Here is a 14,332-nt window from a genome sequence, read left to right as displayed (position 1 = left end):
TAGCCGTTAAGCAATCTTGCGCGTTAAGCCAAGGCGTTGCCAAACCTCTGACAATGCATTGATAAGCGAATCCATTGCATTATCGTCATGAAGTGGTCCGGGCGTAAAACGTAGACGTTCTGTACCTTTGGCTACCGTTGGGTAATTGATAGGCTGCACGTAAATACCAAATTCATTTAACAGCAAATCAGAGACATCCTTACAAAGCACAGGGTCCCCAATGAACAAAGGCACAATGTGACTTTCAGACGGCATAACAGGTAGCTTCGCATCCCGCATACGCTGCTTAAGTTCAGCAGCTCGCCTTTGTTGCTGAATACGTTCACTACTGCTGCCTCTCAAATGACGCACACTAGCCAGAACACCTGCAGTTAGAACCGGGCTTAAAGCAGTTGTGAAAATAAATCCGGAAGCACAGCTGCGCACAACATCAACTAAGGCTTGCGAAGAAGCTATATAGCCTCCCATAACACCGTAGGCTTTTCCAAGAGTGCCTTCGATGATAGTGATGCGGTCAGCAAGGCCATCACGTTCAGCAACGCCGCCACCTTGTTCGCCGTACATACCAACGGCATGAACTTCGTCGAGGTAAGTCATGGCATTATATTTATCGGCCAGATCACAGATAGCTTTAATCGGTGCCATATCGCCGTCCATGGAATAAACAGACTCAAAAGCGATAATTTTAGGTGCCTTCGGATCAGCCGCTTCCAGCAGTTCTTCCAGATGTGCAACATCATTATGACGGAAGATTGCCTTCTTTGCACCGCTATTGCGGATGCCTTGAATCATGGATGCGTGATTTAGAGCATCTGAAAAAACAACACATTCCGGCAATAATCCCGCGATTGTAGATAATGTTGCTTCGTTGGAAATGTAACCTGAAGTGAAAAGCAGAGCAGATTCTTTCTGGTGCAGGTCAGCTAACTCTTTCTCAAGCAAAACATGATAATGATTCGTTCCGCCAATGTTTCTGGTTCCGCCAGCACCCGCGCCAGTTTCGTCAAGAGCATTATGCATAGCTTCAATTACTTTAGGGTGCTGCCCCATTCCCAGGTAATCATTACTACACCAAACTGTAATTGAACGTGCATTGTCTCCAGCATCATGCCGCTGAGCGCGAGGAAAAGCACCGCGTTCACGAGAAATATCTGCAAAGGTTCTATAACGACCTTCGCTGCGGATAGTTTCTATCGCAGAAGATAATATCTTTTCATAATCCATCTGACAGTCCGTCAACAATTTGGCCCGACTCACAACGCGTTACATATGCAAAGATGCCATGAATACGCCGTCTACGTACCTAATATGACACATTTCGTCCAGCAGTGAAATTGTCGCATGTCAATTTCAGCTGCTATATACCTAATATATAATACTTAATTTGCTGTAAAGGCAGTCAATTGTTACGATTTCTCTAATCAATTTTGACAATTATAGGCCAAAATGAATTTTATCAGACCAGAAACGTTCAAGGTTCCTCAAGTTCTTGCGTAAATGTTTTAACTCATCCTGAGATGTTAAATCATCCCGCATCATTTCCTGTAAATGCCTAACGTAAAGCTGATCGATTAGGTCTCTAATTTCATAACCCGCATCAGTAAGTGAGATACGCACGGCCCTTCGATCATAGTCTGAACGTTCATGACGAAGGTATCCCATTTCCACCAGTTTCTTTAGGTTATACGAAACATTTGATCCTTGATAATAACCACGTGACTTTAGCTCACCTGCGGTCATCTCGTTTTCACCGATGTTGTGCAAAAGTAATGCCTGCACTGGATTAAGATCATTCTTACCAATTTGCTCCAAGTGATTTTTCAGAACGTCAAGCAAACGCCGATGCAACCTTTCCACTAAAGAAAGAATGTCCAGAAAGAGAAATTTCGGATCATTAAAATCATAACCATGCATCGTTTTGCCCTAACGTTGTCAATTTTCACCTTGTTTCAAATGCCACGACACCGTCCACCCAAAGAAAAAGGACAAATTTTCGTCGAATCTGAATATCATCAGTTTCGCGGACAACTACTAATGCTTAGTTAATGATAAAATTGTATCTAATTTAAAGTTATTTGGCGTATTTCTATTCAATCCGGTATAGATCAGAAAAACAGATACAAGAGCACGCACACAATGAACCCCAAATTCCCTAGCACACGCTTAAGAAGAACGCGGCAACATGATTGGTCTCGCCGGATGGTCCAAGAAACTAGAGTTTCTGTTGATGATTTGATCTGGCCGATTTTTATCTGTGATGGGAAGAACATTGAACAGCCGGTGGCCTCAATGCCAGGTGTTTCGCGACTAAGTGTTGATAAAGCAGTAAAAGCTGCGAAATCTGCAGCTGAAATAGGTATCCCCTGTATAGCGTTGTTTCCATCAACTCAGCCTGAACGTCGTAGTGTGAATGGTGATGAAGCATTGAATGCTGATAATTTAATAAACACAGCATTAGCGGCGATTAAAGAAGCTGTGCCTGAAATTGGCCTGTTGGCTGATGTTGCGCTCGACCCCTATACCAGTCATGGGCAGGACGGGTTGTTGGAAAATGGCACTATCCTCAATGATGCAACAGTTGATGTACTTGTTCAGCAAGCTGTCATACAAGCACAAGCAGGCGCAGATATCATTGCCCCCTCTGATATGATGGATGGTCGTGTCGGTGCAATTCGTAAAAAGCTTGATGAAGCCGGTTTCTCGCATGTGCAAATAATGGCTTATGCAGCTAAATACGCCTCGGCATTTTATGGACCATTCCGCGACGCAGTCGGTAGCACAGGTGTCTTATCAGGCGATAAAAAGACTTATCAAATGGATGCCGCAAATCGTTTGGAAGCGATCCGTGAGGTTAGTCTAGATATTGATGAAGGGGCCGATAGCGTGATGATCAAGCCTGGCATGCCTTATCTGGATATTATTCGGGAAATAAAAGATACTTTTGGAGTACCAACATTCGCATATCAGGTATCAGGAGAATACGCCATGATACTAGCGGCATCCCAAAATGGATGGCTAGACAAGGAAAGCATTATGATGGAATCGCTGATGTCATTCAAACGTGCAGGTGCGGATGGTATTCTCACTTATTTCGCATATGAAATAGCGAAAAAACTAAACGAATAGCTCACCTTTTAACGACCAACTGTTGTTTCACCAATATCACCTTCTGCAGGAGCTTCCTCTTCCACAGGTACTGGAAACTCAACCATCATGCGTGTGATATTCGAGGTAGGTGTAGAAACTTCCCATCTCGAACCCAGATCTGATGGTTCATAGTAGATAGGTAATTGAGTACCTGTTTCCTCTAAGCGCTTGCAATTATCGCGAATTTTCTTTTGCGCAACTGGATTCCACGCACGAAATGAGGTGTCGGCAAGATTAGTGTCATCTACCCATATCAGATCTGCCTGCTCGTTGCATTCAGCTGCTAAACCAATCCACATTGGTTGTTCTCTCAGTTCCGGGAAATTGAGAATCAGAAAATAATGTGTTGAACCATCTTTAATTGTAGCAAGGTTGCCTTCCCTGCCCTCATGTAAATAACCTTTAACCATACGCTTTGCATGACGCCATGTGTAAGGCGGGCGACCATAGAATTCGAATATCTGAAAATAACTACCTGACACAGGCTCTAATATTGCTTTACCAACTGGTTGGGCAATTGCAGTACCTGTATCATCGAGACCTTGCATCATCATCATGGCAGCAACTAATGCAAACATGTCTGTATCTCCAATTAATCAAGCCTAAGCAATACTGCTTCTAGGAACATATAGCTAATATAGGTATACTCATCGCAAATGAAGCAGAGATTAACATTTATCTCTTATCAGTGATTTTATTACACCACGCAAAGTTTGTACCTCCTGCGAAGAGAAAGAAGCATTCTGCATGACATTCCGCAATGTATGTTCTTGTTTGGTGCGACGTTCAGCACTTCTAAAATACCCACGTTCCTCCAGTGCGCCTGTTAAATGGGAATGCAAGCCTTCCATTTCTTTTTTACTCGCTAATCCCTCGGCATGCCCTGGTTGGTAATGCGGTGTGTCGTTTCCAAATATATACAGCTCGTAAGCCATTAATATAACAGCTTGGGCAAGATTAAGACTGCCAAAGTCTGGATTAACAGGAACTGTAACTATAGAATTAGCGTATGCTATATCATCGTTTGAAAGGCCTGAGGCCTCTCGTCCAAACAAAATAGCAGTACAGTGGTTTTCAGTTAACGCATTTATCTCGGCCGCTGCTTCGCGCGGTGTTACAACTGGCTTTATCATGTCGCGCGGACGAACAGTAGAGGCATACACATGGTGGCAGTCATCAATTGCAGAAGCCACATCATCAAAAACGCGCGCATTATCAAGAACCACATCAGCACCACTTGCTGAAGGCCCAGCAGAGGGATTAGGCCATCCATCACGCGGCGCAACCAACCTTAAATCAGTCAGCCCAAAATTAAGCATGGCTCGTGCTGTTTTCCCGATATTTTCGCCTAACTGTGGCTGCACTAATATGATTGCAGGTCTACCCATTGCTAATCGGCTTTCCGCCAGGACGTTCCGCTAGGTCCATCTTCTAGCAAGACGCCCATTTCAGCGAGTCGGTCTCTGATTCGATCTGATTCGGAAAAATCTTTATTTTGTCGTGCTTTTAAACGATCCTCGATAAGCCCTTCGACCTCATCTACATCAATGCTTTCGCCAAGTCCGCCCTTGAACCATTCATCACTCGATTGCATCAACAAACCCATAAACTGAGCACCAGCTTTTAATGAGGCCGCAGTTTCGCTCGTTGCTAATGCGTCAAGCGCTGCTAATGCTTTTGGCGTATTTAGGTCGTCTGACAAGGCATTAATAACACTTGAAGGAACTTCAGATGCAGGTGCAACACCGTCAACTAAACGGTACCACCGATCGAGCCTTTTCTTTTGTTCAACAGCGTTATCATGAGAAAAATCAACTGGTTGCCTATAATGTGCGGTTAAAAGAGACAGTCGCATTGCCTCGCCGCCGTGTTGTTCCAGTAATTCTCTGATCGTATAGAAATTGCCCAAAGACTTGGACATTTTAACACCATCAACAGTCAAGTAGCCGTTATGCATCCAATAGCGAACAAACTGTTTGCCGTGTGTGCATTCCGATTGAGCAATCTCGTTTTCATGGTGAGGGAAAATGAGATCTTGACCTCCTGCATGAATATCAATTTCGGTACCGAGGTGTTCTTCGACCATGCATGAGCACTCAAGATGCCATCCCGGTCGACCTCGCCCCCAAGGGCTATTCCAACCGACTTGATCATCTGTTGAGGGTTTCCATAAAACAAAGTCCGCAGGATCTTTTTTGAAAGAAGCTACTTCAACACGGGCTCCTGCAACCAGTTCATCTCTACTATGTCGAGACAAACGGCCATAGTTTTCCATAGAAGGCACGTGGAACATCACGTGCCCATCAGCGACATATGCGTGGCCTTTTTCGATCAAATCCCGCATCATTTTTATCATTTGCGGTAAATGCTCTGTTGCCTTGGGTTCTAAGTCAGGATCAAGAGAGCCTAACGATTGCATATCTTCTTTAAATATCTTGGTGTAGCGCGATGTTATAGTTTTTATACCAACACCCTCATCTGCGGCGCGCTGCATAATCTTGTCTTCAATATCAGTGATATTTCGCGCATATGTAACATGTTCGGTACCGTAAACATGGCGTAACAAGCGATACAACAAATCAAATACAGTATAGGGGCGCGCATTTCCAATATGAGCGTAATCATATACCGTTACCCCGCACACATACATACGGATGTTCTTGGCATCTATCGGCTCAAATTTTTGTTTCGCTCGTGTTTCTGTATTATATACGTATATATCCGTCATGACTTATCCAGCAAGGCGCTCGAGCACTTTTTCACGTCCTATAAGCGGTAACAAGACCCCCATATCAGGTCCATGGTTTTGGCCTGTTAGTGCCTGTCTTAAAGGCATAAACAAAGCTTTACCCTTCACGCCCAATTCATTTTTGATGCAGTTTGTCCAGGCAGACCAGGTTTCCGTCGTTATATCGCCGTCTGGTAACAGGTTCCTGACATTTGCAATATGAGCTGGATCTTCAATTATAGGAGTTACTGGCCCGTCTACGATCGCTTTCCATGCATTTACATCTGCTATCTTGCTTAAATTGGGTTGAATAGCCTGCCAAAAAGTTTGATCGACGCCTTGCAGCCGGTCTTTGACAGCTTCATATGGTAACGCATGCAGAATTTTTGCATTTAACATATCCAAATCTGCAGGGTCCAATTTGGCTGTCGAGCGGCTAAATTTACCGAAATCAAATCCGGCGATTAATGGTTCAACCGAAGTAAATGCCTCAATAGGTTCGCTCGTGCCTACTCTAGCTATCAAGGACACAATAGACATGGCTTCCAAGCCGGCTTCATCACGGTATTCACCGATGGACATTGCGCCATGGCGTTTTGAGAGACCTTCGCCTCCTTTACCTGTCATAAGCGCGAAGTGCGCCATTTCAGGTGACTTACCACCAACGGCTTCAAAAATCTGCACTTGTACAGCTGAATTAGTCACATGATCTTCACCGCGCACAATATGAGTTATGCCGTAATCAACATCATCAACAACACTTGGAAGGGTATATAAAAAGCTGCCATCACCGCGAATTAAGATAGGATCGGAAACTGATTCCATATCAATTGAAACCGTTCCTCGAATTAGGTCTTCCCATTCAACACGTGCCGGTACATCAAGCTTAAAACGCCAATGTGGTGCACGGCCTTCTGCTTCAAATTTACTACGCTCATCATCAGTGAGTGTAAGTCCACTACGGTCATAAACTGGCGGTTTACCTCTACTCATCTGGATTTTGCGCTTCATATCCAGTTCGTCGGCAGTTTCATAACATGGATATAAACGGCCTGCTTTCTTGAGTTGCTCAACAACTTCGTTATAGCGCTCAAAGCGATCACTTTGGCGAAAAGTCTCATCCCATTTCAAGCCTAACCATGTGAGGTCTGCGCGAATGGCGTCTTCGTTTTCCTGTGTGGATCGTTCGCGGTCTGTATCGTCAATGCGTAGAACAAATGTACCGCCTTGCTGTTTGGCATAAAGCCAATTCACCAATGCAGCACGAATGTTGCCAACATGAAGTTTTCCCGTCGGAGACGGCGCAAAACGAACTTTTACACTCATTATATTTTCCTGTCAGCTTGAGGCACATAAATGCCTTTTACTGTATAAACATTGTTCAGGAGCGCGCGCTCCGAAAGCCATTTGTGATAGGGTATCGACGATCCCTACCATAATTTTTCCCGGTAATTTTCACACCGGGCGGCGACTGACGCCTTTTATATTCAGCGATGTACAGCAGGTGTTCAATACGTGCAACCTCTGATGCATCATGACCACGTTCAATTATTTCACTAACAGCCATTTCATTATCAACCAAGCACCGCAATATATCGTCTAGGCGCTCATAAGGAGGTAAGCTGTCTTCGTCTTTTTGATCATCGCGCAATTCAGCCGTTGGCGGTTTCGCAATTATATTATGCGGCATGACTGGCCCAGATGGCCCTAATGCTCCCTTAGGAACAGTTTGATTGCGCCAACGGCATAACTCAAAAACATCAAGTTTATATACGTCTTTCAAAACACTATATCCGCCACACATGTCACCGTATAGCGTGGCATAACCTACAGACATTTCCGATTTGTTGCCCGTTGTAAGCACCATTTTGCCAAACTTGTTAGAAAGAGACATCAAAATAAGACCACGTAAACGGGATTGGATATTCTCTTCTGTCGTATCGGGGTTTGTATCTTTAAACGCAGGAAATAACATCTCATTAAATGCATCCATGCCCGGCTTAATAGCAATGGTGTCATAGTTAACGCCTAATAATTTGGCGCATTCCTCCGCATCACTAACACTTTCACCTGAAGTAAATCGTGAAGGCATCATGATACAGTCAACCTTATCTGCGCCCAGCGCATCAACTGCGACAGCTGCAGATAAAGCGCTATCAATACCGCCAGAAAGGCCGAGTAGAACGCCGGGGAAATGGTTTTTCTGCACGTAATCACGTAATCCGAGCATCATGGCCTGATAGATGGCCGCCATGCCGGTTTCGAGCTCATTCATGTTCTCTGTTTCACACACAAACCCATCGTTCACACGTTTCCAACATGTCAGCAGCTCTGCTTCTTGCCATGCCGGCATTTGTATGATTTTTTTACCACGGTGATTAAGTACGTAACTGGCACCCTCAAACACCAACTCATCCTGCCCACAAACCTGATTACAAAATATAAGCGGTAATTTTGTTTCTTCTGTACGGAGTTGGCCTTGTTTCTCGCGTTCTTGATGCTTGTTAACCTGAAACGGACTGCATGTCGGCACAAGAAGGATTTCAGCGCCATCCGATTTTAGGGCATTTGCAACTGAAGGAAACCACATGTCTTCACATATCATTACACCGAGTGAGATGCCGCGAAACAGTATTGGTTTAGGCAAAGGCCCTTGTGAAAATACCCGCTTTTCGTCGAAAACTCCGTAGTTAGGTAGATCATGCTTGTAACGAATGGCAGTAATGTTACCGCCCTCAAGCAAGAATGTACTATTATATAGAACACCATCATCCAACCATGGCGCACCTACCAATAAACCAGGCGCTCCTTCACCAGCAGTAATTTCAGCTAAACTCTCAAGCGCTTGCCTTGCCATACGTACAAAATATGGCTTCAACACGAGGTCTTCTAAAGGATAGCCAGTAATAGACAGCTCAGGTGTCAAAATCAGATCCGCACCATCGGCCATGCCGCGTGCATATGCAGCAGCAATGGCTTTACAGTTGCTCTGCACAGCACCTAAATTTGGGTTTAGTTGTGCAATATATATAGAAAGTGTTTCTGACATATCAGCCTTTTAACGCGGCATACTACCCATCACAAGCAAAGAAACAGCTAATAAGTTCCGTTTACCTTACAGTATTTCGTGTCTAGGCAGCCGTCGTTTGATTCATCGCTAACCGTTCATCTTTAAGAGCTTCTGCAAGTAAAAAGGCTAGCTCAATTGCCTGATTGGCATTCAAACGTGGGTCGCAGTGTGTGTGATACCTAGATGACAAGCTTTCCTCTGTTATCGCCACAGCACCACCTGTACATTCAGTCACATTTTGCCCCGTTAACTCAAGGTGTATACCGCCTGCATATGTGCCTTCAGCTTTATGACATGCAAATACCTGCTTCACTTCTTTCAAAATCCGATCAAAGGGCCTTGTTTTCAGGCCACTACCAGCAGAAAGCGTGTTTCCGTGCATAGGATCACATGACCAAACAACGTGGCGTCCTTCAGAGCTTACTTTTCGCAAAAGGCGCGGCAGGTATTCTTCAACCTTATCGGCACCAAAGCGCGTAATTAGAGTCAATCGCCCTGCTTCATTTTCAGGATTTAGAATATCAATCAAACGAATAAGGTCATCAGGGTCAGTTGTTGGACCTACCTTAGAGGCAATAGGGTTTGACACACCTCTTAAGAATTCAAGGTGTCCACCATCAGTTTGACGCGTTCGATCACCAACCCAAAGCATGTGAGCAGAAGTGTCGTACCAATCACCAGACGTTGAATCGACACGTGTTAACGCTTGCTCGTATCCAAGCAGTAATGCTTCATGAGATGTATAAAATTCAGTTCCCTGAAGCTGTCGAACATCAGCAGGATTGATGCCACAAGCTTGCATGAAGGACAGTGCTTCACCAATACGGTCAGCCAATTCGCGGTATTGTTCACCTGCACCACTTTGACTAACGAAATCCAAATTCCATTTGTGAACGGACATCAAGTTAGCATAGCCACCTTGTGCGAATGCACGCAGCAAATTAAGTGTGGCTGCTGACTGACTATAGGCACGCGTCATACGTTTTGGATCAGGAATCCTCGCCGCGGCGTCAAAATCAATGCCATTGATAATGTCACCACGGTAACTTGGTAGTTCTACGCCATTGATGGTTTCAGTGTCTTTTGATCGTGGTTTTGCAAACTGACCCGCCAGGCGCCCTACCTTAACAACAGGGCAAGATGCCGCGAATGTCAGAACAACAGCCATCTGCAGCAAAACACGAAAAGTATCACGGATGTTATCCGGATGAAATTCAGCAAAGCTTTCGGCGCAATCACCACCTTGAAGTAAAAAGGCTTTTCCGTGAGCAACATCAGCCAATTGTGCTTTCAAATTCCTTGCTTCACCGGCAAAAACAAGTGGCGGATAACTAGCTAGTTCCTTTTCAACAGAATTAACTTCTACTGTATCAGGGTAATTAGGCATCTGCACTATTGGCATTGATCTCCAGCTATCTGGGCGCCATTCACTCATCACTCTTACCTTTTCACTAACGCGGCTTTAAACTATTATTTCAAATTATCACACTTCTACGCAACATCATGTGCACATAAACTGATCTACAATCCATGCGCAAGTCTTAATATAGGAATGAACTGGCGAAATCCATATAGCAAATCATATGTGTTGCTGTGCATTATGAAATCCTGTTATTTGAGCGCAACTACAGGAGTAACAATGACACCAATATTTGCCAAAAAAATTATATTTGACCTAGACGGTACGCTCGTTGACACGGCACCGGACCTTCTCGCAGCAACAAACCACGTGTTACATGAAATTAACCGTGCACCAGTCACGCTAGAGCAAGTGAGGCACATGGTAGGCTTTGGCGCTATGAAGCTTATAGAGCTTGGATTAAAAGCAACAGGTGGTGTCAACCGGCAAGATACCGCTGAACTCTTACAAAGTTTCTTAAAATACTATGCAGATAATGTTGCTGTTAACTCGCGTCCATTTCCCGACACGATAAATGTATTGCAAGCGCTTAAATCTGATGGATTTGGGTTAGCAATTTGCACCAACAAACCTCACCATTTGGCAAAATCATTGCTGCATGACCTCAATATGACTCAATATTTTGAATGTATTATTGGCGGTGACAGTCTTCCATATAAGAAGCCTGACCCTCGCCCTATTCTCAGCGCAATAAACGCCTTACCAGGTACAGGTCCGGCTATAATGATTGGCGATAGTATTGCAGATATTGACGGGGCGCGCGCTGCAAATATTCCATCTATTTTGGTTACTTTTGGATATTCAGCTATTCCACATGATGAATTAAATGCAGATCTGACCATTACGGCAATGGCAGATCTACCGGCTTGCGTGACATTGGGCGCCATTGAATAGCTTTGCGTGTAAGATGCGGTACAAGTAACCGCATTGGCATGCGAAGGTAATGGCTACGGATATAAAGCAGCGCTTTTGCAAGAGGAGAAGTTAACCCATCCATGGCTTTTGAAATCAATGCCCACCTTAAAAGCCAAAACAACATTGGCTTTTTCATGTTTTTAGCCATTTTTTGAGCGTTCTCGTCAGAAAATAAGAAACCGACACACCATACCGCAAGGCCTACTGGCTTTTCTGCACCAACCTGCTCGGCTCTCACACACAAATCTTTGCGGTCACTTTCATTTAAATCCTGAAATAGATAATAATGCTCAATGAACCCCCGAACCGGGTTATCAAAGGCGCCATCTGCAAAAGCGTGGATAGCTGAATGTATAAATACATCGGCCGGACAAAATGTCTTTAGCGCGCTAGCTTCTATTGTTCTTGCGCCGTCAATCATTTGATCAATACCGATTTTGTATCGTGCCGTTCTAGGCAGCAAAAGGTGGTGCACGTCAATGATTGTACCACGTTTACCATGGCGCATAGGCGGCAATTCATGCATCCATTGGCGGTAGTATTCTTGATCATACTCGTTGTCAGTTTCTTGGTCGGCTTTCCAGCCTGCTTGCATCAAAAGCTTTTCGACTTGATCAAGCTCTTCTTCTCTCACAAGAATATCAATATCACTAACGCGCCTACCTTGTGCAGCTTTCAAATCCCGTGCGACATACGCGGCGCCCTTGAGTAAAATTGGTGTTATTTCTGTCCCCTCAAGCGCCCGCTCTAATCGGTTCATTTCGAAATGTAACATGCGGTGATCATGGGCCGTGCGTAGTAAGGCATTGTCAAACACGTCATTTATCTTGCCTTCGTGTGCACCTGTCAAAGCAGCAGCCATTTGCCCAAGTACATGATGAGCATCAGCAAAAATCATTAACTTGATGCGTTTCAAAACTTTTTCTGGCAAAGGCTTTAGGCCAACGATCTGCTTCAATGCTTTACGCTGCATGATCATCTCTTTCCTGCAACGCTTCATCAATCAAGCTCAAACTTTGTTCCGTTGAGCCATAGCTTAATTCATAAGCAACCGCGTCATCAAAAAGGCGTGTGATAGCAAGATAAGCTTGCTCGCCGAGCAAGCCGAAATTGGTAGAAGCCGGTATTAAACGTAAAATCGCCTCTGCAGTATTTAATCTGCGTTTATATGGCCGCATACCGGGCTCGAATTCGGGAAATAATATCAGCTTAGCTTTTGCCTGCTTATGAGATTGATCGATATCACTACGCCTTGCTCGTCTGTATGCAATATCGCCTTTTGGTGAACCTTTAACGATTGGACTAATCCATTCATCACCGGCAAGTTCGCGGACAATTGGAATTGTTTCTTCTTTAAGCGAAATTGGTCTTGGATACGGCTGCAGCACTGCATCGCCAAGGCCAACAAGAGCGAATTCATCTGAAAATAGACGGTACCCTCGTTCAAGAAGCGCTGCCGTTAGTGTACTTTTACCTGAACCGGATTCAGCGCTCATAAGAATAGCGCCATCTTTATCCGCCACTACACCTGCATGAATGGTTACAAAGCGACAGCATTTAAGCGCTACTGACAGGTTTAAACCCATTTCAAATGCCAAAGGTGCCATTTCAATCGGCAGAGGCACTGCAGGCACTTCAAAACCTGGATCAGGAACAACTTGTGGCCGAAAAAACTTACGTAAAATGTTAGGTGCACGTAAATTCAAATGAACATCGGTAACGTCACTTGGGAAAAGCTCTACCTGACAATCACGGTATGTATCCTGAAGAAAATCGATTAGTGGATCGCTTGAGCCCGATATTAACTGGGCAAATGGACCCAAGTGTAAAAGTAAAGAACCTTCACGTAACGAAGAACGTATTTCGCGTCTACTAAGGTCTGATACGCGTGTTACTGTACTCATTCTATACAGTCTCGGGCCAAATCAAGCCGGTATCATCAAGTTCTGACAAGGTTAAAGAGACTAGCTCCTGCGTTAACTCTTCATCCGTCAGTTCAAACCTTCTGCGTAAGTTCATAGCTAATTCTGTAGCAGTTTGTGCAACTGATTCAGTTTCTGTAACAATCCCAAACGACAAAAAATTCAAAAAATGCGTTTCAGCAGACGCTTTTACAAATACTAGATAAGTGTCATCAAACTCAGTAGCGATGTAGCCATCGCTACTGGAACGCCATTTCATGTCGTCAGTGATAGGACCAGCTGCCATGGAAATTACTCAGAAAGATATTAATACGGAGGACAAGCGTTACTACCGCCATTTTGCCTCAGATATGTAAGAATTGACACAATACATGAAATTCCCGGCCAACCGGTCTCGGATACACCGCATGCATATTGCAGTGACAGAGCAACAAACAAACCATCGTCGCCTCTTAAATCCCATACAGAGCCATCAATGAAATCACCAGGCCGTATTTCCCTGTTGCGTCGTAGTGTCGTGAAATAATATCCACAATCTATATGAGTGGGTTCTTCACAATCGTCATCATCATCGTCATCTTTAGAGCTGTAACCAGCTTCAATACCATCAGCATATGTATTAGAAGAGGCCTGCATCAACAAATCTAAATCGCTGGAAGCGTTTTCAAAGTCCGCATCATAATAGTAGTCATAATCATCGTCATCGCCTTTGCCACCACTATCATCATCACAATCATCTTGGCCACCACCATATGAATATGATGAACAAGCAGAGGGTGTGAGAGAATTGGGCAAACCGCCCGTAAATTCTCGCGTGTTACGATGATCCTTAAATTTCTGAATATCAGATAATTTATAACCGCCTTTTGACGCATCATAGCTAATATTTCTTGTCCCAGACCAGGCATTTCCGTCCGAATCAACAAGGATACGCATGCGACTAGGCAAAACGATTACACAATTTAACTGAGAGATAGCCAATTGACGTGCAGACGCTTTAAGCGTTAACACCATTGGCATGCCGGCCACACCAAGTTTCAAGAGGTTACGGCGAGCAGCGCTATGATCAACGTTTGCTGACTTTCCTACACTTTTTACGGTGCTGTTTTCTGGTAGATCTGTCACAGATT

Annotated in this window: 14 protein-coding genes; 2 read left to right on the top strand and 12 right to left on the bottom strand. The window is 44.3% G+C overall.

Translation table 11 applies throughout. The features are described from left to right. Positions 1-6 precede the first annotated feature (6 nt). Positions 7-1,224: a 5-aminolevulinate synthase gene (hemA, locus tag OEU88_RS10060; RefSeq protein WP_262695039.1), complete on the bottom strand. Its 1,218-nt coding sequence runs from the start codon at positions 1,222-1,224 to the stop codon at positions 7-9. A gap of 210 nt (positions 1,225-1,434) precedes the next feature. Continuing rightward, a complete protein-coding gene (locus OEU88_RS10055) occupies positions 1,435-1,914 on the bottom strand; it encodes a MarR family winged helix-turn-helix transcriptional regulator (RefSeq protein WP_262695038.1) in 480 nt (159 codons plus the stop codon). A 222-nt stretch (positions 1,915-2,136) separates the two neighbouring features. Here OEU88_RS10055 and hemB point away from each other — a divergent pair, with 222 nt between their 5' ends. Then, positions 2,137-3,126, top strand: a complete 990-nt coding sequence (hemB, locus tag OEU88_RS10050) for a porphobilinogen synthase (protein ID WP_262695037.1) — start codon at positions 2,137-2,139, stop codon at positions 3,124-3,126. A gap of 8 nt (positions 3,127-3,134) precedes the next feature. On the opposite strand, the gene OEU88_RS10045 is transcribed toward hemB, so the two are convergent. The 6 genes from OEU88_RS10045 to OEU88_RS10020 form a co-directional block, all read right to left on the bottom strand. Next, a complete protein-coding gene (locus OEU88_RS10045) occupies positions 3,135-3,725 on the bottom strand; it encodes a C-type lectin domain-containing protein (protein WP_262695036.1) in 591 nt (196 codons plus the stop codon). Between the two features lie 90 nt (positions 3,726-3,815). Beyond that, positions 3,816-4,535 carry an RNA methyltransferase gene (locus OEU88_RS10040; protein ID WP_262695035.1) on the bottom strand — a complete coding sequence of 240 codons (720 nt, stop codon included), beginning with the start codon at positions 4,533-4,535 and terminating at the stop codon, positions 3,816-3,818. A gap of 2 nt (positions 4,536-4,537) precedes the next feature. After that, positions 4,538-5,875, bottom strand: a complete 1,338-nt coding sequence (gene cysS / locus OEU88_RS10035) for a cysteine--tRNA ligase (RefSeq protein ID WP_262695034.1) — start codon at positions 5,873-5,875, stop codon at positions 4,538-4,540. A 3-nt stretch (positions 5,876-5,878) separates the two neighbouring features. Beyond that, on the bottom strand, positions 5,879-7,201 hold the full coding sequence (gene gltX, locus OEU88_RS10030) for a glutamate--tRNA ligase (RefSeq protein WP_262695033.1): 1,323 nt from the start codon (positions 7,199-7,201) through the stop codon (positions 5,879-5,881). A gap of 55 nt (positions 7,202-7,256) precedes the next feature. Further along, on the bottom strand, positions 7,257-8,924 hold the full coding sequence (locus OEU88_RS10025) for an NAD+ synthase (RefSeq protein WP_262695032.1): 1,668 nt from the start codon (positions 8,922-8,924) through the stop codon (positions 7,257-7,259). Positions 8,925-9,006: 82 nt separating this feature from the next. Beyond that, entirely contained in the window at positions 9,007-10,380 is a 1,374-nt protein-coding gene (locus tag OEU88_RS10020) for a class II 3-deoxy-7-phosphoheptulonate synthase (RefSeq protein ID WP_262695031.1), read from the bottom strand. Positions 10,381-10,584: 204 nt separating this feature from the next. Between OEU88_RS10020 and gph the strand changes: the two genes are divergently transcribed. Then, positions 10,585-11,259, top strand: coding sequence for a phosphoglycolate phosphatase (gene gph, locus OEU88_RS10015; RefSeq protein WP_262695030.1), 675 nt, complete (start codon positions 10,585-10,587; stop codon positions 11,257-11,259). On the opposite strand, the gene OEU88_RS10010 is transcribed toward gph, so the two are convergent. From OEU88_RS10010 to OEU88_RS09995, 4 genes are read right to left on the bottom strand one after another with little or no spacing between them, the layout of a single operon-like run. Beyond that, the gene (locus OEU88_RS10010) at positions 11,207-12,253 is read right to left on the bottom strand and encodes a nucleotidyltransferase family protein (protein ID WP_262695029.1); all 1,047 of its coding nucleotides are present in this window, start codon (positions 12,251-12,253) and stop codon (positions 11,207-11,209) included. The genes gph and OEU88_RS10010 overlap by 53 nt on opposite strands. Further along, entirely contained in the window at positions 12,243-13,184 is a 942-nt protein-coding gene (locus OEU88_RS10005) for an HprK-related kinase A (protein WP_262695028.1), read from the bottom strand. The genes OEU88_RS10010 and OEU88_RS10005 overlap by 11 nt, the downstream gene beginning before the upstream one ends. A 1-nt stretch (position 13,185) precedes the next feature. After that, positions 13,186-13,488: an HPr-rel-A system PqqD family peptide chaperone gene (locus OEU88_RS10000; protein ID WP_262695027.1), complete on the bottom strand. Its 303-nt coding sequence runs from the start codon at positions 13,486-13,488 to the stop codon at positions 13,186-13,188. Between the two features lie 20 nt (positions 13,489-13,508). Further along, entirely contained in the window at positions 13,509-14,327 is an 819-nt protein-coding gene (locus OEU88_RS09995; protein WP_262695026.1) for a hypothetical protein, read from the bottom strand. Positions 14,328-14,332 lie beyond the last annotated feature (5 nt).

The organism is Kordiimonas aquimaris (genome assembly GCF_025574485.1).
Lineage (GTDB): Bacteria > Pseudomonadota > Alphaproteobacteria > Sphingomonadales > Kordiimonadaceae > Kordiimonas > Kordiimonas aquimaris.
Note: the sequence above shows the minus strand (reverse complement) of the source record. Positions and strands in the feature narration are given on the sequence as shown.

Coding starts and splice junctions, on each gene's coding strand:
- hemA (WP_262695039.1), bottom strand. CDS start 1,224: ATGGATTATGAAAAGATATTATCTTCTGCGATAGAAACTATCCGCAGC.
- OEU88_RS10055 (WP_262695038.1), bottom strand. CDS start 1,914: ATGCATGGTTATGATTTTAATGATCCGAAATTTCTCTTTCTGGACATT.
- hemB (WP_262695037.1), top strand. CDS start 2,137: ATGAACCCCAAATTCCCTAGCACACGCTTAAGAAGAACGCGGCAACAT.
- OEU88_RS10045 (WP_262695036.1), bottom strand. CDS start 3,725: ATGTTTGCATTAGTTGCTGCCATGATGATGATGCAAGGTCTCGATGAT.
- OEU88_RS10040 (WP_262695035.1), bottom strand. CDS start 4,535: ATGGGTAGACCTGCAATCATATTAGTGCAGCCACAGTTAGGCGAAAAT.
- cysS (WP_262695034.1), bottom strand. CDS start 5,875: ATGACGGATATATACGTATATAATACAGAAACACGAGCGAAACAAAAA.
- gltX (WP_262695033.1), bottom strand. CDS start 7,201: ATGAGTGTAAAAGTTCGTTTTGCGCCGTCTCCGACGGGAAAACTTCAT.
- OEU88_RS10025 (WP_262695032.1), bottom strand. CDS start 8,924: ATGTCAGAAACACTTTCTATATATATTGCACAACTAAACCCAAATTTA.
- OEU88_RS10020 (WP_262695031.1), bottom strand. CDS start 10,380: ATGAGTGAATGGCGCCCAGATAGCTGGAGATCAATGCCAATAGTGCAG.
- gph (WP_262695030.1), top strand. CDS start 10,585: ATGACACCAATATTTGCCAAAAAAATTATATTTGACCTAGACGGTACG.
- OEU88_RS10010 (WP_262695029.1), bottom strand. CDS start 12,253: ATGCAGCGTAAAGCATTGAAGCAGATCGTTGGCCTAAAGCCTTTGCCA.
- OEU88_RS10005 (WP_262695028.1), bottom strand. CDS start 13,184: ATGAGTACAGTAACACGCGTATCAGACCTTAGTAGACGCGAAATACGT.
- OEU88_RS10000 (WP_262695027.1), bottom strand. CDS start 13,488: ATGGCAGCTGGTCCTATCACTGACGACATGAAATGGCGTTCCAGTAGC.